The organism is Aquimarina spinulae (assembly GCF_943373825.1).
GTDB lineage: Bacteria > Bacteroidota > Bacteroidia > Flavobacteriales > Flavobacteriaceae > Aquimarina > Aquimarina spinulae.
In genome coordinates, this window is the sequence record NZ_CALSBP010000001.1 from 145933 (window position 1) to 165620 (window position 19688).

Annotated in this window: 20 protein-coding genes; 12 read left to right on the forward strand and 8 right to left on the reverse strand. The window is 32.3% G+C overall.

The genetic code is table 11. The features are described from left to right. Window positions 1–23: 23 nt before the first annotated feature. Together NNH57_RS00635 and NNH57_RS00640 are read right to left on the reverse strand one after the other, a co-directional pair. Window positions 24–740 carry a LytR/AlgR family response regulator transcription factor gene (locus tag NNH57_RS00635; RefSeq protein ID WP_199915432.1) on the reverse strand — a complete coding sequence of 239 codons (717 nt, stop codon included), beginning with the start codon at window positions 738–740 and terminating at the stop codon, window positions 24–26. After that, window positions 740–1777: a sensor histidine kinase gene (locus NNH57_RS00640; RefSeq protein ID WP_108808482.1), complete on the reverse strand. Its 1038-nt coding sequence runs from the start codon at window positions 1775–1777 to the stop codon at window positions 740–742. The genes NNH57_RS00635 and NNH57_RS00640 overlap by 1 nt, the downstream gene beginning before the upstream one ends. Window positions 1778–2229: 452 nt before the next feature. On the opposite strand from NNH57_RS00640, the gene NNH57_RS00645 reads away from it, so the two are divergent. Next, window positions 2230–2787 carry a P-loop NTPase family protein gene (locus tag NNH57_RS00645; RefSeq protein ID WP_074408098.1) on the forward strand — a complete coding sequence of 186 codons (558 nt, stop codon included), beginning with the start codon at window positions 2230–2232 and terminating at the stop codon, window positions 2785–2787. A 2-nt stretch (window positions 2788–2789) separates the two neighbouring features. Then, window positions 2790–3338: a hypothetical protein gene (locus tag NNH57_RS00650; protein ID WP_108808483.1), complete on the forward strand. Its 549-nt coding sequence runs from the start codon at window positions 2790–2792 to the stop codon at window positions 3336–3338. 6 nt (window positions 3339–3344) lie between these two features. Here NNH57_RS00650 and NNH57_RS00655 read toward each other — a convergent pair whose 3' ends face one another. The 3 genes from NNH57_RS00655 to NNH57_RS00665 form a co-directional block, all read right to left on the reverse strand. Beyond that, window positions 3345–6179: a T9SS type A sorting domain-containing protein gene (locus tag NNH57_RS00655; RefSeq protein WP_108808484.1), complete on the reverse strand. Its 2835-nt coding sequence runs from the start codon at window positions 6177–6179 to the stop codon at window positions 3345–3347. 457 nt (window positions 6180–6636) lie between these two features. Further along, window positions 6637–6972, reverse strand: a complete 336-nt coding sequence (locus tag NNH57_RS00660) for a hypothetical protein (RefSeq protein ID WP_025666058.1) — start codon at window positions 6970–6972, stop codon at window positions 6637–6639. 263 nt (window positions 6973–7235) lie between these two features. Continuing rightward, window positions 7236–8003 carry a phosphatase PAP2 family protein gene (locus tag NNH57_RS00665; protein ID WP_074408095.1) on the reverse strand — a complete coding sequence of 256 codons (768 nt, stop codon included), beginning with the start codon at window positions 8001–8003 and terminating at the stop codon, window positions 7236–7238. 293 nt (window positions 8004–8296) lie between these two features. Between NNH57_RS00665 and guaB the strand changes: the two genes are divergently transcribed. Genes guaB through NNH57_RS00680 form a run of 3 tightly spaced genes read left to right on the forward strand, consistent with a single transcriptional unit; the run spans window position 8297 to window position 11695 of the window. Further along, on the forward strand, window positions 8297–9772 hold the full coding sequence (gene guaB / locus NNH57_RS00670; protein ID WP_074408094.1) for an IMP dehydrogenase: 1476 nt from the start codon (window positions 8297–8299) through the stop codon (window positions 9770–9772). 8 nt (window positions 9773–9780) lie between these two features. Further along, entirely contained in the window at window positions 9781–10884 is a 1104-nt protein-coding gene (locus NNH57_RS00675; protein WP_165944044.1) for a hypothetical protein, read from the forward strand. After that, window positions 10856–11695, forward strand: a complete 840-nt coding sequence (locus NNH57_RS00680) for a tetratricopeptide repeat protein (RefSeq protein WP_108808485.1) — start codon at window positions 10856–10858, stop codon at window positions 11693–11695. The genes NNH57_RS00675 and NNH57_RS00680 overlap by 29 nt, the downstream gene beginning before the upstream one ends. Window positions 11696–11906: 211 nt before the next feature. On the opposite strand, the gene NNH57_RS00685 is transcribed toward NNH57_RS00680, so the two are convergent. The 3 genes from NNH57_RS00685 to NNH57_RS00695 all read right to left on the reverse strand — a co-directional run bounded on the left by NNH57_RS00685 (window position 11907) and on the right by NNH57_RS00695 (window position 13251). Further along, window positions 11907–12428, reverse strand: a complete 522-nt coding sequence (locus tag NNH57_RS00685) for an OmpH/Skp family outer membrane protein (RefSeq protein WP_074408091.1) — start codon at window positions 12426–12428, stop codon at window positions 11907–11909. A gap of 88 nt (window positions 12429–12516) precedes the next feature. Continuing rightward, window positions 12517–12756, reverse strand: a complete 240-nt coding sequence (locus NNH57_RS00690) for a hypothetical protein (protein ID WP_074408575.1) — start codon at window positions 12754–12756, stop codon at window positions 12517–12519. Window positions 12757–12798: 42 nt separating this feature from the next. Continuing rightward, the gene (locus NNH57_RS00695) at window positions 12799–13251 is read right to left on the reverse strand and encodes an SRPBCC family protein (protein WP_074408574.1); all 453 of its coding nucleotides are present in this window, start codon (window positions 13249–13251) and stop codon (window positions 12799–12801) included. Between the two features lie 136 nt (window positions 13252–13387). On the opposite strand from NNH57_RS00695, the gene NNH57_RS00700 reads away from it, so the two are divergent. From NNH57_RS00700 to NNH57_RS00730, 7 genes are all read left to right on the forward strand, one after another. Continuing rightward, complete coding sequence (locus tag NNH57_RS00700) at window positions 13388–14473, forward strand: peptidylprolyl isomerase (protein ID WP_254504071.1); 1086 nt, start codon at window positions 13388–13390, stop codon at window positions 14471–14473. Further along, window positions 14427–15377 carry a peptidyl-prolyl cis-trans isomerase gene (locus NNH57_RS00705; protein WP_254504073.1) on the forward strand — a complete coding sequence of 317 codons (951 nt, stop codon included), beginning with the start codon at window positions 14427–14429 and terminating at the stop codon, window positions 15375–15377. Before NNH57_RS00700 ends, NNH57_RS00705 begins: the two co-directional genes overlap by 47 nt. Before the next feature lie 179 nt (window positions 15378–15556). Next, window positions 15557–16111 (forward strand): hypothetical protein, encoded by a 555-nt coding sequence (locus tag NNH57_RS00710; RefSeq protein ID WP_254504075.1) that lies wholly within the window; start codon window positions 15557–15559, stop codon window positions 16109–16111. A 91-nt stretch (window positions 16112–16202) separates the two neighbouring features. Continuing rightward, window positions 16203–16406, forward strand: a complete 204-nt coding sequence (locus NNH57_RS00715) for a hypothetical protein (RefSeq protein WP_254504077.1) — start codon at window positions 16203–16205, stop codon at window positions 16404–16406. Beyond that, complete coding sequence (locus tag NNH57_RS00720; RefSeq protein WP_234423402.1) at window positions 16399–17871, forward strand: peptidylprolyl isomerase; 1473 nt, start codon at window positions 16399–16401, stop codon at window positions 17869–17871. Before NNH57_RS00715 ends, NNH57_RS00720 begins: the two co-directional genes overlap by 8 nt. Window positions 17872–17877: 6 nt before the next feature. Then, window positions 17878–18834: an AAA family ATPase gene (locus NNH57_RS00725; RefSeq protein WP_074408087.1), complete on the forward strand. Its 957-nt coding sequence runs from the start codon at window positions 17878–17880 to the stop codon at window positions 18832–18834. Between the two features lie 199 nt (window positions 18835–19033). After that, window positions 19034–19468: a hypothetical protein gene (locus tag NNH57_RS00730; RefSeq protein ID WP_074408086.1), complete on the forward strand. Its 435-nt coding sequence runs from the start codon at window positions 19034–19036 to the stop codon at window positions 19466–19468. The last annotated feature ends 220 nt before the right edge of the window (window positions 19469–19688 follow it).

Below are 19688 nucleotides of genomic sequence, written 5' to 3' on the forward strand. Positions count from 1 at the left end.
CATGTTATTTACAATACCATAGTTTATTTCCAAACTTTTTTTCCGGTCTGGTATATTTTCTCTAGAGCATTATCTCTATAGCTTCTTCCCATCGGGATGGTATGATCATTTATCTCTAATACATTTCCTTGTATAACACTTATATAGTGAAAATTTACTATAAAAGACTTGTGTACTTGTACAAACTGAGACGAGGGTAATAGTTCTAACATTCCGGAAAGCGTTTGATAAGTCACAAAAAACCTGTCTTTAAGGACTACTTTAATATAATCCTTTAAGCTTTCAATAAAAAGAATATCAGTATAATATACTTTAATTTTTTTATTATCTACTTTAAAAAAAGCTGCGCCAGCAGGGGCTTCGGGTACTTTTATAGGTTGATCTGTATGTGTTCTTACTTTTTCAATGGCTTGTACAAATCGATAAAAAGGAATTGGTTTTATGAGATAATCAACAGCATTAAGCTCAAATCCATCTACGGCATAATGCCGATGTGCCGTAGTAAAAATAACCTTGGGAGGAGAAGAGACCGCTTTTAGAAAATTGATCCCGTTTAGCATAGGCATTTGTATATCTAAAAAAATGAGATCGATAGTTTCAGAATTTAAAAACTCGATAGCCGATAAAGCATCATCAAATTTTCCAACTTCAGATAAAAAATCTAATCTGCTGATGTAATCAGAAATAACATCTTGAGCCAATGGCTCATCATCTACAATAATACATTTTATAATACTCATCAATTATCTAGTTGTATACTTAGGTCGACGTAAAATTTATGTGCGCGTTCTTTTAACCTAAAGGTATGTTTTTGAGGGTAAATAATCTGTAATCTTTTAGATAAATTTTGAACGCCGATTCCGTTTTTATTATCTTCTTTTACAGAATTCCCTACCGGATTAATAGTGCTAATGTGTAATTCACCATTAGTAACCGCTATTTTTATTTGTATATCTACATCTCCTCTTTCATTTAAAGAACAATGTTTAAAAGCATTTTCGACTATAGGAATTAGGATAAGAGGAGTGATCATCACACCACCAAAATTACCCGTGATTTCCATCTGTAAGTTTAAACGATTTCCAAAACGCAACTTCTCTAATTCAATATAATCATGCAAGTGATGTATTTCCTTTTCTAAAGAAATTTTGTCTTCACTACCTTCATATAAAGTATAAGATAATAAGTTTGATAGTTGTAATAGAGCTTCTGGAGTTTTTTTTGAACCTTTTAATGATAATGAATACAGATTGTTTAACGTATTAAAGAGAAAATGAGGGTTCATCTGAGATCTCAGAAAATTTAATTCACTGATCTTTTGTTCTTTTTTTATTTTTTCTAAGTTGATTTTATTATCGTAGTGATCTTGTAAAATCTTGATAGCAGTAGGAGGGCCAAACCATAATAATATTGCTCTTGCAAAATCTAGTATTCTGGGAAAAGAAAAAAAATCAGAAGGAAGTTTTGGTATGTCTAATAAAATCGGATAGACAAAGTAATATTGAAAAAGTTTTACAAGTAATGAGTTTATAATAAGAAGAGGAATGAAAGCCAGAAAATAATATACATAACGTTTGGTACTAATATACTTAGGCCACAAGTAATACATATGTATATAATAAAATGGGATTTCGAGTAAACAACCCAGGTACTTATAAGAAGCTTTTATCAAAGAAGCACCATACATTACATCCATTACTATCCAAATCAATAAATAAAGAATCCAAAAAACAATATGTTTTAAGGTTCGATTTTTAAAAAATACAGAAGTTGTCATAATAATGTAGATGCTATTAAATATACCCCAAACAAGGCAAAATCGATTGTAATATCGTTAAATTATGAGTATTTGACTATTATTTTCTCTCAACAACACTTCCTGCTCGATGAAATATAGAAATATGTATTTGTGTAATATGCTTGAAGCCGATTTAATAAAGACTAATTACACATACTATATCTTCCTTAAAAACGTATTTTTTATAGGATTTCCTGATAAAAAACTATATTTGTTGCTTAGTTATAATTGCATTTTACATAACTAAACGTAAACCATTTTTGAAAACGGAGTAAGTTTAAATACCTACTCCGTTTTTTGTTTTTATAAAAAAGGGTAGAAGAGGATACCGAATAATTGGTATCTTGGTCTTTATACCAGTTGTGTATAGAATTTTATTACGGTAAATTCTAAGTATAAATGGTATTATATAATATCATAAATTAAATCTTTTGAAAATACACATATTTGGAGCTTCGGGATCGGGTACTACGACACTGGCAAATAATCTGGAGCAAAGATTAGGATGGAAACATCTGGATGCAGATGATTATTACTGGAAAAAAACTGATCCACCATTTCAGGTTAAAATTCCATTATTGGAAAGAAATATTGCTATTAAAAAAGATATAGAAATATATGACTCCGTTATTATAAGTGGTTCTATGGTTAGTTGGGGGAAGGAATGGGAAAGCATGTTTGACTATGCTGTATTTTTGTATATACCACCAGAAGTAAGAATACAACGACTAATAAACCGAGAAGTCGCCCGCTATGGAGTTTTATTGCAAACCGATGCCGAAATTCAATCAAAATCAAAAGCATTTCTCGATTGGGCAAAACAGTATGATGATCCTACTTTTGATGGCCGTAGTCTTACAGTACATAAGAATTGGATTAAAAGACTAAAATGCCCGGTTATACAAATAGAAGGAGATACTACAATTGAAGAACGTATAGCACATATATTGCTTCAAATACATAAAAAAAATAGTATCAGTAAGAAGTAGTTATGTCAATACAGAAAAATAAAAATAGAATTGAAAATACAAATTGTATTGTGGCCGAAGATCATATTTATTTCCCAAAAGGATATTATTTTAAGTATGGATATCTAAAAGATAAAAAGAAACTACCGTTTTCAATTATCAATGAAATAAGAACCAATACAAGGCCTATTACCGCAAAAATTAATACTAACGAAATCATTTTTCTACAAGGCCTGGATGAGAAACAATGTATTGAGATTAAAGAAAAATCGAATATCAGTTTAACTACTCCGGTAGATAATTGGTCATTATTATGTGATGAGTTTTTGGATACAGAATTTAGTGAAGCACAGAAAGAAAATGTAATACAATTACTTAAAGAAAACGGAATAGATAAAGACGAAGTACATCAAATACGAAAACGTATTTCTTCAAGAATGCTATTTCGCACCTTTTTTTCATGGGAATGGATATATTATGGCCAGTTTGATGTTCTTAAACAACTTTGGCCCATGAGTTATAAAAAATACTGGTGGACTATGGAGATTGCTTTAAGAAACAAAAAAGAATAACCCGGTTTACTGTTTTACTATTTTAGTGATAATTTGCGAGCCATCATTTCCTTCCAGATTTACAAGATAAATACCAGACTTATAGCCACTAATATTAATATCGAATTCCTCACCAGAAGTATAGGAAAATTGTTCTACCAGTCTACCATCTACTGTAAAAATTTCCCCTTCATATGCGACAACACTTTTTAATGCCGAGCTAATTGTAAATGTACTTTGGGCTGGATTAGGATAAATAGAAAAAACCTCTTTATCTACAAAAGGAGGATCGGTTGGATTGTCTTTTACATTTAGAGTGCCTTCAAACATCCCCCGACCATGAGTAGCTGCCACAATTTTTGCATCCGACTCCCGTATCGCGATCATATCTGTTCTTACATTGGCAAGGGTTTCATTTTTAGGAAACCATTCAACTCCACTTGATTTTATATCATCTGTAGCCCATACTCCGATTTCTGTAGCCAACAACACTTGTGATCGATTAAAAGGATTAAATAATCCCCATCGTACTGGCATATCGGGTAGATTACTTTCTTTTTCTGTCCATGAGCTTCCTCCATTATCACTATACCAAACCGAACTAATACCATAGTTAGAAAAAGTAATTAAAATTTCATCCTCAGTTTCACCAATATCAATACTGGATATAGTAGCAGGAGGGAATGAGTTGCTGCCGATTTCTGTAGCGGCAGGAGTATCACTCTGTGCATTTGTTACTTTAAATAATTTACCAGATTGAGTACCAATAAACAAAGTAGAAGTTTTTGTTTTATCATATGGTGATACCTTTATACTAGAATAGGGTACAGTCGATCCTGTGTTTAGCGGTGTGAATTTCGAAAGTATAGCATCACTTTTTATTTCTACCCTTAATAATTCATCAATATGTTGATTATCAGTAGAGGTTATTGCGCCGCCAAGCCCCATAGCATTTGCAAAAATGGTATTGGTTTGCGAGTTATAGTCTGTTGCATTGATAAAAGTACCACTCAATGGACCAACATAAGTAACATTTTTGCCGGCATCCCTGGTGATAAAATATTGATTATGATATACCGAAGTGATCCTAATACGAGGTTCGTTTTTATCAACAAACGCAAATACACCATCTCCGCCACTTACCATATCGGTAACATCAATGGGATTACCATCATACAGTAGTGTGCCATTATCTTGTGTTCCTCCGAAATAAAAATTAGTTCCTTTTCCTGGGTGAATACCAACGGTATAGTACTGAATTGTATTCAGGTTTTTATTCACATCAAAAAAGGAAGGAAATACGTTTGAGAGATTTCCAAATTCGGCTACATTAGAAGTTGTAATATTATTAGAGTAGAATACACCTCCATCGGTAGAAATAAGAACTTCATCAGAAGAGCCTGGCCTATACACAATGGTGTGATGATCTGCATGTACATATTGTGGGAATTTTTTTCGATTTCGCAACCAGTAGGAGATAGATTGCCATCTTAAAGCACTGGCATCTGTAGTATTAGCCGTATCAGTTCCTACTAATTTAAAACTATTAAAACCACCAATCATGATAGTGTTTTCATCATTGGCATCTACTCCTATCGCCATAGCATGCCAGGTAAGAGATCCCCAGTCTCCCCAGCCTAAATCTCTACTTGGACCTGCAAATTCTGACCATGTATTACCTGCATCAAAAGATTGTAAAAGAATACAATGACTACTTGAATCTCTAATAAACCCTGAGGGAAATTTGAACCCTCCGCTTATAATAGCATAAACTCTCTTTGGGTTAGAAGGAGCAACTGCAAATTTTACTCTACCTGGATAAAGGTCACTTGTAGGATCAAATCTACTTGTTGCAAAAGAATCATCAATAGTCCAATCGGTTCCGTTTAAAGAACTAAGTATCGTACCTGCTCCATTTTCATCAACATTTCGCATCGTACCTACAAGAAGTTTTCCTCCATCAACTTCCAGTATATCTGAAGGAGCATATGGTGTAGTATCTCCTATTATATTCGGAAGCACTTGTACCCAATTGGTACCGCCGTCTATTGACCGATATAGCCCATTGGTAGTATTAGACCCATGTGGAGCTCCTTTATAGGTTCCCGAAGCAACTGCAGCATAGAGTACACTTGTACCTGCTTCATTTCTAACCAGAATATCATTTATATAAGCAAAATCAGTACTTGATGGTAAAAGCTGCCAAGTTTCACCGTGATCAACAGATTTCCATATACCTGTACCTCGACCAGAAGATTCTCGATAAATATTTACAGCTGTATAGGATTCTCCTGTTCCGACATACATAGTAGTAGTATCGGGGTCAAAAGCAATGGCACCTATCGCTAGGTTTTCAAAAAAACCAGATGCATTTTCCCAAGAGGATGCCGGATTTGTAATATCATTATTATACCATAACCCACCAGTAACCGATCCACCCCATATTTTCTTATGTGTTGCGTCTGAAGGATCAAAGACTATTTTTCGAATTCTACCCGATATATTAGCGGGGATATTTTCCCATTGTATTTGATCACTACTACTTTTTTTTAATAATTTACTCTTTAGTGCTTGTGCTTTGGTAAATTGATATGATTTTAGTAAACGCTCTTTAGGTACATTTTTTGTTGCCGGATCTAGAGTAGTAAGATATTCGTGAAGTGCAGCAAAATCTGGCCTATCGGGTTTTTTACTATTTAATTCTCCTTGTGTTACATATGCTTTTTTATAGGTATCGTTCAAAAAAGCTTCATGTTCTTTTCTAATGTTAGAAGTTTCTAAATTATAATGTAAGACCCATCCACATAGAATTACAGTTAACATAATTATAATTATGCGATGTTTTGTAGTTTGTGTTTTCATTCTACAGAGTGTAAGGTTTGGTTTTGTTTACTATACTAGTATTCTTAATGTTAACTACATTAAGAATACTGTTTGTGTGTTGTATAATGTGCTAAACAACAGAGCGAGTGTTAAAGTAATTCACTTTGATGCGTTATCGTTATACACAGAAATCATTTTTGTAAATATAACCAATTGATTAAGAAGTTGAATTTCTAAATCTATACAGAGATCAATAGATTAGTTTATGTACAACACTTCTTTTTTAGAAAAGAACTTATCTGTTTCTATAAAATAAAGTATCCAAAAGACCTGAAAAATAGTAGATTCCATTTAATTTAACAACACTTCCACTGTCACCAGATTGTGAACCAATTACATTCTTCACAATTTATATTTTTTAGAACTCTCATTTCTGGCTGGCCCATGTGTTAATCGAGAGTAATGGTACTTTGTTGTTTTTCAGATCTTTTGGATACTATGCAGCAAGCTCCCCATTTCCTACTGTTTCTTTGCCTGTTTCGATTGATCCCCATTTAGAACTTGTATTAAGTTTAATTGATACAGGACTTTCACTTCTAAGGGTTTCAAGAATAGATTGTAATTCTGTTTCATGAAAATAGAGTATGATAGCTCCATTGCTATGTTGTTTGTTTTCTGGCAATGTCTTTTCGTCTTTAATAATAGCTAAATGACCTATGTATTCCTGACTTTGACCATAAAGGTATACAAACCCCATTTGGTAACCGCCACCACCGGCATAATTACTAACAATTTGAAGACTATAACTTTCTACTTTGTGTGAAACAATCATTTTTATAAATTTTAAAATATGAGTTAGACTGTTTTTGTTTATTCAAAAGTAGTGTATTAAGTGTTATCAAAGTAGAGGGAAAACACGGATTTTGAGTAGGGGATATTGCCCCTTGTTGGATGGATCGTCCGTAATTATATGATTTGATAATATGGGTTAAGCACATACGAATGATACATTTTGTATACTATTCTGGCTTGTTAAAATAATATAGAAATTGATTTTTTGAAATCTTTATAAATTTTATAAAAACTTCTATTATCTTAGAAAGTTCTGGAAAGATAAAATCCAACAGATTTTTCACTAAATTGTGGGGCAAAAGCTATTCCATCTAATTTTTTGAATGGATTCCAGGAGATAAGATGATTAAAATGATATACTAGCTTTACAGATAATATCCCTATACCAGCTCCAACCAAAACATCAGAGAGATAATGCATATTATTAAACATTCTTAAACTTCCTGTAGTAATAGCAAAAAAGTAACCACTATAGGCCAAAAGAGGATTCGTGTCTTTAAACTCTTCATACAATACCGTGGCTGTAGTAAATGCTGTAGTAGTATGCCCCGATGGAAAAGAATTAGCATTGGTAGAACCTCCTGGCCTGTATTTATGAACTTCTCTTTTTAATAAAGAAGAAGCGCCGTTACTTATGATAGATGAAAGAACAAGATTTTTGGTTTGGTCAAACCAATGACTTTTTGACTTTGCTCCTAAAATGTCTGCAGCATACATTTCTACAACGGGAGCATATCGAGTGTAATCATCCATACCAAAATAAAAATCATCTCCGAGCATATTCCTAAGATCTTTCTGAAGCGATTTTTCAAAACTACTCGTAGATAAAAGAATACCAGTAGCAATCAACGCTACAGGTATAATTCTTTTACTAAATAAAGTTTTTTCTGGTGTAAATTCTATCTGACTAGAATTCGTGAATGTTGAATTGGTAAGTGGCGCATCAGTAAATTGAGCATTGGCAATATTGATATATAAAAATATCAATACCAGGGTTAGCATAGTTTTCATACAATATATTTTTGGGGCTGTAGATCATTTTGATAAACTTAATACCAAAAAAACCTAACAAACTAAATATACTGTATAATTATTAAAATAATGTTAATAAAACTTATTTTGTTAATAAATAATTAACATTTCTTGAAAAAATATTGGTGTTTTAACATTTCGTCGATAGTTTTATATGCTACGTGTCAAAATAAACCGATAGTACAAATGGTTTGATTATCAAAATAAAAAGGTATAGGTTTAATATTCCTTAAAAAAGACGTATATTTGCACGCAATTAAATTTTAATTGCAATGACAGCACATGAATCCAAAATCGTTGGAGAAGGTTTAACCTATGACGATGTTCTTCTAGTTCCCGCATTTTCTGAAATCCTGCCTAGAGAGGTAAGTATCAGAACTAAGTTTACCAAAAATATTATACTTAATGTTCCTATCGTTTCTGCAGCAATGGATACTGTTACAGAAAGTCGTATGGCTATTGCTATGGCTCAAGAAGGTGGGATAGGAGTGTTGCATAAAAACATGACTATCGAAGAACAGGCAATTAAAGTACGCAAAGTAAAACGTGCAGAAAGCGGTATGATTATCGATCCGGTAACATTACCTCTGGATGCCAAAGTAATTGATGCCAAAAACAATATGCGAGAGCATAGCATTGGCGGGATTCCAATTGTAGATGATCATTATAAATTGATTGGTATTGTTACCAATAGAGATCTTCGTTTTGAGAAAAATGATCAACGACCTATATCCGAAGTAATGACCAGTAAAAATCTGGTTACGGTAGGTGAAGGAACGTCTTTACAACAAGCTGAAGTAATTTTGCAAGATAATAAGATCGAAAAACTACCAGTTGTAGATAAAGAAAATACTCTGGTAGGCTTAATTACTTTTAGAGATATTACTAAACTGACCTTAAAACCAAATGCAAATAAAGATAAGTTAGGACGTTTACGTGTAGCAGCTGCTATTGGAGTTACCGGTGATGCTGTAGAGAGAGCAGAAGCTTTAGTGAAATCTGGAGTAGATGCTGTAGTTATCGATACAGCACATGGGCATACCAAAGGTGTAGTTGCGGTATTAAAAGAAGTGAAAGCAAAATTTCCAGAATTAGAAGTAGTTGTAGGAAATATCGCAACTGGCGAAGCTGCGAAATATCTGGTTGAAGCAGGTGCTGATGCCGTAAAAGTAGGAATTGGCCCAGGGTCTATATGTACTACAAGGGTAGTAGCAGGTGTAGGATTTCCTCAGTTCTCTGCAGTGTTAGAAGTTGCTAGTGCAATAAAAGGATCCGGAGTTCCTGTGATTGCAGATGGAGGTATTAGATATACTGGTGATATCCCAAAAGCTATAGCAGCAGGAGCAGATACAGTAATGTTAGGTTCACTTCTGGCAGGAACTAAAGAATCTCCAGGAGAAACAGTGATCTACGAAGGAAGAAAATTTAAAACCTATAGAGGTATGGGATCTGTAGAAGCTATGAAAAAAGGTTCTAAAGATAGGTACTTTCAAGATGTTGAAGATGATATCAAAAAACTGGTTCCAGAAGGTATAGTAGGTAGGGTAGCTTATAAAGGAGATCTTGTAGAAAGCATACACCAATTTATAGGAGGATTGCGCGCCGGTATGGGATATTGTGGAGCAAAAGATATTCCTACACTACAGGAAAATGGTCGTTTTGTGAAGATTACTGCTAGTGGTATTAATGAAAGCCACCCACATGATGTAACTATTACCAAAGAAGCACCTAATTATAGTAGAAGATAATAGCTAATATGAAATACTTAGATCAAATAATATATATTCTTATAGGGATATTTATTATTGGTCTACATTCTTGTAAGCAAAAAGAAATCTCATTTATAGATGAAGCTTTAGTTCAAGGGACTTGGGTAGGAGGAGCATTTAAATATGATAGGGATTTTTATTTGCCTAGTAATTATGTGCTGGAATTTAAAAAGGATACGCTTCACTTCAAAAAATTGAGCGGTACTACATTCTTTAAAAACAGGATACAATTTTCTAAGGATTCTATTACATTAGATACGACTTCTTATCCTATTCGTAAGTTTTATATAAAAAATAATAAGTTAAGCTTTCTTGGTAAAATTGAAGCGCATCGTTTGATTGAAACAAAAACCATTAATGTTCAGGAGTTTGAAGATTTTTTGTCATCCAAAGACTGGAAAATAAATGAAGAAACTGGGGTTTTTAGATTTAGTAAAGAAGAAAAACGACTACAATTTATAAATACCAATAGTAATGAGTATCATACCTATTGTTATGAGTTCATTACTTTTCAGAATGCTTTATTCCTTATCAAAAAAGGAGATCAATTAGCATGTGATCAGAATTATCAATTTTGGGAACAAGTACTTTCTTATAACGAAAATAGTATCTATACCTTTGGTTTTAGGGATGGAGGGTTTAAAAAAATACAATACACACCTATTCAAAGATCAGATGCCGAGATAAAACCAGTTTCATTTCAGCTTTGTAATCAATATATTAACAAGAATTTTCCTGGAGATAGATATTATTATCAGGGAACAGCATTTAAAGGAGGTCTTTATCATATAAGAAAGATTTTTAAAGAGAACTATAAGGAGCCCGATGGCAATACAGAATCGGGGATATTTCAGGTTCGATTTGTAGTTAATTGCGAAGGAAAGGCAGGAATGTATGAAACACAGGCATTTGATACTAATTACCAACATAAGGAGTTTTCAGCAGAAGTAGCTAATCAGATTCTTGAAATTACAAAAAGCTTACAGGATTGGATACCAGGTAGAAAACCAAAAAGTGACAAAGACATAGATACCTATATTTACTTAAGTTTTAGAATTAAAAATGGAAAGATTATTCGTATATATCCTTAATGTTTGTCTTGTCGGTCTGCTATATTCTTGTCAAGAGGGGAAAGTTGTGGACTATTTAGAATGGACAGAAGAACAAAAGTCTGAAGAAACTAAACGTTTGGAGTATGAAAAGAAATGGTCTTTTCAAGGAGCGATAAATGAACAAGCATATTTAGATACGTTAATTGCTCTAAACCCTGATACTGCAGATTATTACATCGAAAAATCAATTGCAAATAGTAAGATAGGAGATTATCATATCGCTATTCCTTTACTTGAAAAAGCAATGGAACTTGATCCAAAAGAAACGTTATACTACACATCTTGGTTAATGACAGATTTGTATAAAGATTATGATCGAGCCTTACGATACCTTAATCAATATGATGACTATACTCCGGATAAGACTGATTATGCCTGGGGAGAGAATGTTAATTCATTAAAAGGGGAAGTGTTACAAGCATTAGAAAGACATGAAGAGGCTATACTTGAATTTACAAACGTAATAAAAGAAGAAGGAGATTATGTGAAAGCATCTGTTTATGTATATCGTGGGATAAGTTATATGCATCAAAAAAAGTACAAAGTAGCTATTGCCGATTTTGATATGGCAATCAAGTTATTTGACAAATCTTCTATGGGGTATTACTATAAGGGACTTACCCTATTAGAAATGGGTAATAAAAAAGAGGCGATATTAGCAATAGAACAATCAAAAAAATTAATCGAACAAGGATACAAAGCTTCTGATCCTTATAAAGAAGTATATAATGAGATATACTTGATGCAAGTAGAGGATAAACTAAAAGAAATTACGAGTAATATATTATGAAGTGATTTAAACTTTTTTCAATTCGCTATAAAAATGCTCTTTTCACTCAATTTTTATCTTTTTCTTACTTCGTAGCGCTGCTATGAAGTGCAAAAAACACTTTAATTGATCAAAAAATAACTATTCTTCGCCAGAATCAAAAAAGTTTAAATCACTTCTATAAAAAAAACGCATCAACCGATGCGTTTTTTTATAATGTACTATTGTGTTTTTATTTTTTAGGAGCTTCTTTTATAGTGATTCCTAATTTTGTCATTACCGTTTTAGTTACGTCGTATTTAGGATCAACATATGCCAAACCACTTGTAGTAATAGTAAATACTTGAGTGTATTTTTCGGTTTTAGCAACTTCTTCCAGTGCTTTTCCGATTTTTTGATATAATGGCTGTAGTAGTCTATTTTGTTCTATTTGTATTAACTTACTACCGTTTTGACGAAATTTTGCAATATCATTTTCTAAAGTAATAATTTCTTCTTGCTTTGTTTTTTTAATAGGTTCGGTAAAAGAGGCTACTTTGTCTTGATACTCCTTCACTTTGGCCTGGTATTCATCTACTTTTACTTTTAAATCAGCCTCCATTTTTGCATTATAAGCTTTTAAATCTTCCTGTACCTTAGTAAGTTCTGGCATTTGAGAAAGAATATACTCAGAATCTATAGTTCCGGTTTTGGATTGAGCATTTAACTGAAAACTAACGATCAATACTAAGATTGATAATATTATTTTTTTCATTTTACTTTTTTGTTTTTTTATTATCTAATTTTTGCAAATATATAAGGTCTTAGACAATATACGTGCCACGAATTATTTTTTTTAAAATCTATCCTTCATAGAGTTGGCCACGGTGTGGTTTTAAAGCATCACGTACTGTTTTCATTTCAGAATCAGTAACAATCATATAAGCCAAACTATGTAGATCATTTAGATCATGATACCCAGTGATATTAAGAGATAATTTTTCTGAAGTAATATATTCTTTAAGATGAATTTCGTGATGTTGCGCTGTTTTACTTGCCACAGGACCTCTAAAATCCCAAATTAATTTTATTTTTCGTTCCAAAATAATTTTCAATTTTATAGACGTCAAAAACGCTTTTATGAATTAATTATCTAATACACTTTTTCCTTCTTCTGCAAAAGCTTTAAAATCTACCATGTATTCATATGATTGTTTTTTGAAGGCACCAGGCATAAGAAATCCCATAAGTTTCATGAAGCCACTAAATTTAAATTCGTTTTTAGAGACCCATTTCGTGTTTCCGTTTGAGAGTTCTTCAAAATAGTTTTCCTGAATGTTGTATACATTTTTTGCATCAAAAGTAAGGTGAAACGACTCAGGAAGATCAAGTAAAGTAATAGTTTCAATCATTTCAATTTCCCGCTTCCCCATTTTGTAGATAAGTTTTGAAATTGCTCCGGTTTTTCCTTTTATACCATTTATGTGTTCCATACTCACAAAGCCCTTTTGCCAATGTTTCATATTTTCTTCATTGTTAAATTTTTCAACGACCTGATTTCTAGGTAGTTTTATTTCGATGTTGAGTGTGTATTCCATGACGAGATTGTTGTTAGTTAGTTTTGTAATGTGGCCACAATATACATAGATCATAAAAATTTTAAAAGTTAATACTATAGGGGGTACTTGCTTCGTTAGAACAAGGAACTTGTAAAACATCTTAATATTATTATTTTTGTCCGATTTAGGACTTCATCATATAGAAATTATGTATAAAAAGGGGCTATTATTTTTTTTAGGAAGTATTTTATTTACACTTGCAAATGCACAACAATCAAAGGATGTGTTGTTTACTATTGACGAATCTCCTGTGTATATATCAGAATTTAAGAGAGTGTATCTTAAGAATATAGATTTAGTAAAAGACAAATCACAGAAGAATATAGACGAGTATCTTAATTTGTTTATTAACTATAAATTAAAGTTAAAAGAAGCAAAGCACCTTGGGTTAGATAAAAAACAGGCTTATTTAGAAGAGTTAGAGGGATATAGAAAACAACTGGCAAAAGGATATCTTACCGATACCAGAACTTCTGATGCATTAATACAGCAAGCATATGATCGTTCTCTTGAGCAAATAAATGCTAGTCATATTTTGATTATGGTAAAACCTAATGCCTCGGCAAAGGATACGATTGCTGCATATCAAAAAATTATAGAAGCAAGAAATAAGATTGTAAATGGAGAATCTTTTGATGTTGTAGCCAAGGCCTATAGCCAAGACCCTTCTGTTACTAAAAATAACGGAAACTTAGGTTGGTTTTCTGTATTTAGAATGGTGTATCCGTTTGAAGAAGCAGCGTATGTAACCAAAGTAGGGGAGATCTCAGAACCATTTAGAACACAATTTGGTTACCATGTTGTAAAAGTTAATGGTAGAGAGAAAAAATTAGGAGAAGTTACCGTTGCTCATATTATGGTAGCTATCAATAATAATAGAACCTCAGAGGAGGCAGAAAAAAGAATAAAAGAAATCAATCAGCAGCTTCAACAAGGAGTTTCTTTTGCTTCTTTGGCAAAACAATATAGTGATGATCCCAGTACAGCAATAGAAGGAGGTAAAATTAGACGTTTCGGACAAGGGGCATTAAACTCTGAGAAATTCGAAAAAACAGCTTTTGCTCTAGAAAAAACAGGAGAAATCTCCGTGCCGATACAAACTAAGTATGGCTGGCATATCGTCCAACTTATAGAAAAACACGCTCTCAAAAGTTTTGAAGAACAAAAAAAACGAACTTACCAAAAAAGTAAAAAGAGATAGTAGATCAAAATTAGTAACTACTTCGTTTATTAATTCATTAAAGAAAAAATATGCGATTACCAAGAATGAAAAGGCAGTTGCATATTTTAAAGAAATACTTCCAGCTACGTTTTCTAAAGAAGAATGGAATGTACCTAAGGACAAAAATCTGAAAAAAGAACTTTTTAGTCTTAAAAATGAGAAGTACTTATACAAAGATTTTGCTGAGTTTTTGAAGAGTAATCAAATCAGAATAGAAGGATATTCAGATATTTCTGCCTTTGTTGAAGAAATGTATACTCGATTCGAATCAAAAACCTTACTTCGATACTATGAAGAGCATCTTGAAGAGGACAATAAGGATTTTGCAAATGTAATAGGAGAGTATCGTGATGGACTTTTACTTTTTGATCTTATGGAGTCTAAAATATGGAATGTCTCTAAGACAGACTCTATCGGACTTAAAAAATACTACGAGACTCAAAAAGATAAGTATACACAAAATGAAGCTTACAAGGTTCTTAAGGCTTCTTCATCAAAAAAAGAGGCAATTAGTAAGGTTGAAAAGTTACTGAAGAAGAAAAAGTCGATTAAAGAAATAAAAAATGAGGTTAATAAAGGAGATATAGCTTTAGTACTTTTTTCTGAAGAAGAATTGGCAAAAGGAGATGCAATATTACCCAAGAATTTTTCTGCAGAAAAAGGGAAAATTGTATTCCTCGAAGAAGAGAATTTTAAGACTTTGATTATGGTCAAAGAAATCTTACCTTCAAGAATTAAAACTTTTGAAGAAACTAAGGGCGAGGTGATTAATGATTTTCAGGAAAGTATAGAAAATAAATGGTTAGATCATTTACGAGTAAAATACCCAGTAAAAGTTAATGAGAAAACCTTGAAAAAAGCTAAAAAAGAATTATCGATTTAAAAAATTAATAAACCTTTAATTAGAGAGTGGTGAAATTGCAACTGCTCTCTTAATGTTGTTGTTAATTTCTTTACGAATAATTAAAAAAGGTAGGAATGTGGCATAAGGTATAATGATCATTTCATATGTATCTATATCGGCATAGGCCTGATCGTCTAAAGAATGTTATATATAAACAGATGAAATATTATAAATTAATACTACTATTGCTTATTGTTGTTTCTTGTCAAAAATTTAAAAATCAAATCAAAAAAGAAGCTATTGCCAGAGTAAACGATACCTACCTATATAAAGATGATATTAAAAAACTAGTACCAAAGAATATGTCTAAGGGAGATAGCACTAATATTGTTAATAATTATATTAATACATGGGCTACCCGCCAATTATTTATCGACAAGGCTAAATTAAATCTTACCCAGGAAGAGCTCGAAGAATTTAATGATCTGGTAGAAAACTATCAAAGCACCCTATATATCAACGCTTACAAGAATGCAGTGATCAATAAATCCATTAATATGGAGATCACAGAACAAGATCTTCAGTCATATTATGATCAAAATTTGAAAAATTTTAATCTTAATGAGGAGTTAGTAAAATTACGTTACTTACATTTGCCACCTGATTACGCTAATATTGTTGCAACGAAGCAACAATTCAATCGTTTTAATGAAGAGGATGTAGAAGAGTTGAGAGGAAAAAAAAATAGAATACCTAACATATTCTTTAAATGATTCTGCTTGGATCAAGTTAGATCAGGTATTAAGTAAAATTCCAATTCTCAAAAAACAAGATAGAGCAAAACTCTTAAAAAGTGGAAAATATATGCAACTTAGAGATTCTACAGGAGTATATATGGTGAAAATAAAAGATGTATTAAAGCGTAATGAAATAGCACCAATAGAATATATTAAGCCTACAATAAGGCAGATTATATTAAATAAGAGAAAGTTGGAGCTAATTAAGAAAATAGAAAAAGACATTACAAGAGATGCAGTTGAGAACAAACAATTTGAAGTTTATGATTAAAACTACAGTACTTTGTGCTATACTTACTTTTAGTATGAATACACAATTTTATGCACAAGAGATTATTGAAGAAGTAGCGCAGGATTCCATAGTAACACAGGATACCATTAATGGGCAGAACAGTCCCATAGTAAATGATACCATAAATACGGCAGTAGAAACTGTAAAAGCCCCATTTCAAAGGACCAAAATAGACGGAGTAGCTGCAGTGATAGGAGAAAATGTAATTTTGGATAGTGATATAGATATTGCTTATCGGCAGTTGATGAGTGAAGGGACTTCAGCTTCTGATGTAAGTCGTTGTGAACTTGCTGGTAGTTTATTTGAATCCAAATTGTATTCCCATCATGCTATCCAGGATAGCATAGTGGTTAGAGACGCAGAAGTTAATTCTATGGTTGATCAACAATTGGCATATATGACAAATGAGCTAGGTACTGTAGAGAAAGTATTAAAGTTTTATAAAAAAGATAATCTGGTAGATTTTAGAAAAGAACTTTTTGAAATCAATAAATCGAATAGGTTGTCAGAGCAAATGAGAACCAAGATTATCGAAGATATCGAAATTACTCCAGAAGAAATCAGAGAATTTTTTGATGACATTCCAGAAGATGAAAGACCACTTTTTAGTACAGAACTTGAATTAGCTCAGATTGTAATAGAACCAGAAATACCAGATGAAGAAGAGCAAAAAGTAATCGATAGATTAAACCAGTTTAGAGAAGATATTGTAGAGAACGGTAGTAGTTTTGCTACCAAAGCAGTATTATACTCTCAGGATCCGGGTTCTAAATCTACTGGTGGGAAATATACGCTTGATCGTAAAACAAACTTTGCCAAAGAATTTAAAGATGTTGCTTTTAGTTTGCAAGAAGGAGAAGTAAGTGAACCGTTTAAAACAGATTTTGGATGGCATATTGTAAAAGTTGATAAAATACGAGGAGAAGAAATCGATGTAAGACACATATTACTTACTCCCGAAGTGACCAGAAAAACAGTTGATGAAGCCAAAAGATTAATAGATTCTATACGAACAAGTATTGTTTCGGGTTCTATCGAATTTAAAGAGGCAGCAAGAAAATTTAGTGATGAAAAAGAAACTCGTGAAGATGGAGGGCAACTACTTAATCCAACAACAGGAGATACCCGTTTTGAACTTACCAAAATTGACCCTATATTGTACGATCAAGTATCTAAACTAAAAATGAATGAAGTTTCTTTGGTAATTCCTGATCAGGATCGTCAAGGTCGAAAAAAGTATAAATTAATAACAGTACTTAATCGATATGATGAGCATATAGCAGATTACGCAAATGACTATCTTAAAATACAGGAATTAGCATTAAGGAAAAAGCAAATTGATGCAATTCGTAAGTGGCAGAGTGAAAAAATAATGGATACGTATATTAAAATAAACGGAGAGTATAGAGACTGTGAGTATAGTGGTAACTGGTTAAAAAAATAAAATAATATGTCAGACGACGTAGCGGCTATAGAAAAACTAGTAAAAAAACATTCAGAACTCAAAAAAGAAATATCCAAAGTCATTATTGGGCAAGAAAAAGTTATCGATCAGATACTTATTTCTATTTTTTCTGGCGGTCACGCATTATTAATTGGTGTTCCAGGACTAGCCAAAACCCTAATGGTTAATACCATTTCACAAGCTTTGGGATTAGATTTTAAAAGAATTCAGTTTACTCCTGATTTAATGCCTAGTGATATATTAGGAAGTGAAATACTGGATGAAACTAGACACTTTAAATTTATTAAAGGACCTATATTTTCTAATATTATTCTGGCAGATGAGATTAATCGTACTCCGCCAAAAACCCAGGCAGCACTTCTTGAAGCAATGCAAGAAAGATCTGTAACCGTTGCTGGTCACCATTATACTTTGGATTTGCCATATTTTGTTCTTGCCACCCAAAACCCAATTGAGCAAGAAGGAACATATCCATTACCAGAAGCACAACTAGATCGATTTATGTTTGCTATAGAACTTAAATATCCAAGTTTTCAGGAAGAAGTAGATGTAGTAAAAAGTACTACAGGAGATACTACCGCTACTGTTAATTCATTGTTTACTGCTAAGGGAATTATTGATTTTCAACATTTAATTCGCCGTATTCCGGTTGCAGATAATGTAATTGAATATGCTGTAGGCATGGTTGGTAAAACAAGACCTGATGGAGAAACAGCAACAGAATTGGTGAAAAATTATATAGATTGGGGTGCTGGGCCACGAGCTTCTCAAAATTTAATCCTGGCAGCCAAAGCCAATGCAGCTATCAAAGGGAAATATTCTCCAGATATAGAAGATGTACAAGCTGTAGCCATGGGTATTCTTCGCCACCGTATTATTAAAAACTACAAAGCAGAAGCAGAAGGTATTAGCGTAGAAGATGTGATTCATAGCCTGTTTTAAGGAGCTACAAGATAAAAACTCTTAAAAAAATGTTGATTTCTGATATAGTCAGTCCTCAATATTGATGCATATAATTAACCCCGCATTGTCAGAAATTATTTTTCTTTATTACTATTAAACCTTTTTCATATTTAATGGTCATAGTATTGAACGTTCAACAGAGTATTGTTTAATATTTAAAAAATTGAAAAAGAAAAAGATGAAAAATAGTATAATATGTATTATGGTTCTATTTATAGGAACTATTGCAATATCAGCCCAATCCGAGGATAATCATAGAGATCGCAAGGCATTAAGAAAAGAATTTTATGAAAGCCTGTCGAAAAGCCAGAAAAAGGAATTAGAAAACAAAAAGGAACTTAGAAAAGAGCAAAGAAAGGCGATGCATGCCAGTTTTACCAAAGAACAATTAGCAATTGTAAAAAATGAAGATCTTTCTAGGAAAGGAAAAAGAAAAGCATTGAAGCTCACCCTTAGTGAGGCACAAAAAGAGATGCGTGAAAATCATAAAACCATTATGAAAGATAAAAATGAGGAATTTAAAACATCGCTCTCAGAAGCTCAATTAGAACAATATGAGCAATTAAGAAAAAGAAAACACAGAAAGGAAAGACATAGAAAAAGAAAAGATTAGTATAAATATTAGAAGTTTTGCAGTTATAAAAAGTGAGGTCATATGGCTTCACTTTTTTATTTTATACCGGTTTTTACCTTTTTTAGATCATTTTTTGAAAAATAACTATAACGTTTTCGTGAATTGAAGAAATAGCGAAGTATTTTCTTATCTTAATTTTTAGCGATATTGTAATTTTCGTAATTCTAATTTATGAATTTCAATAAATGAAGCCTTATAT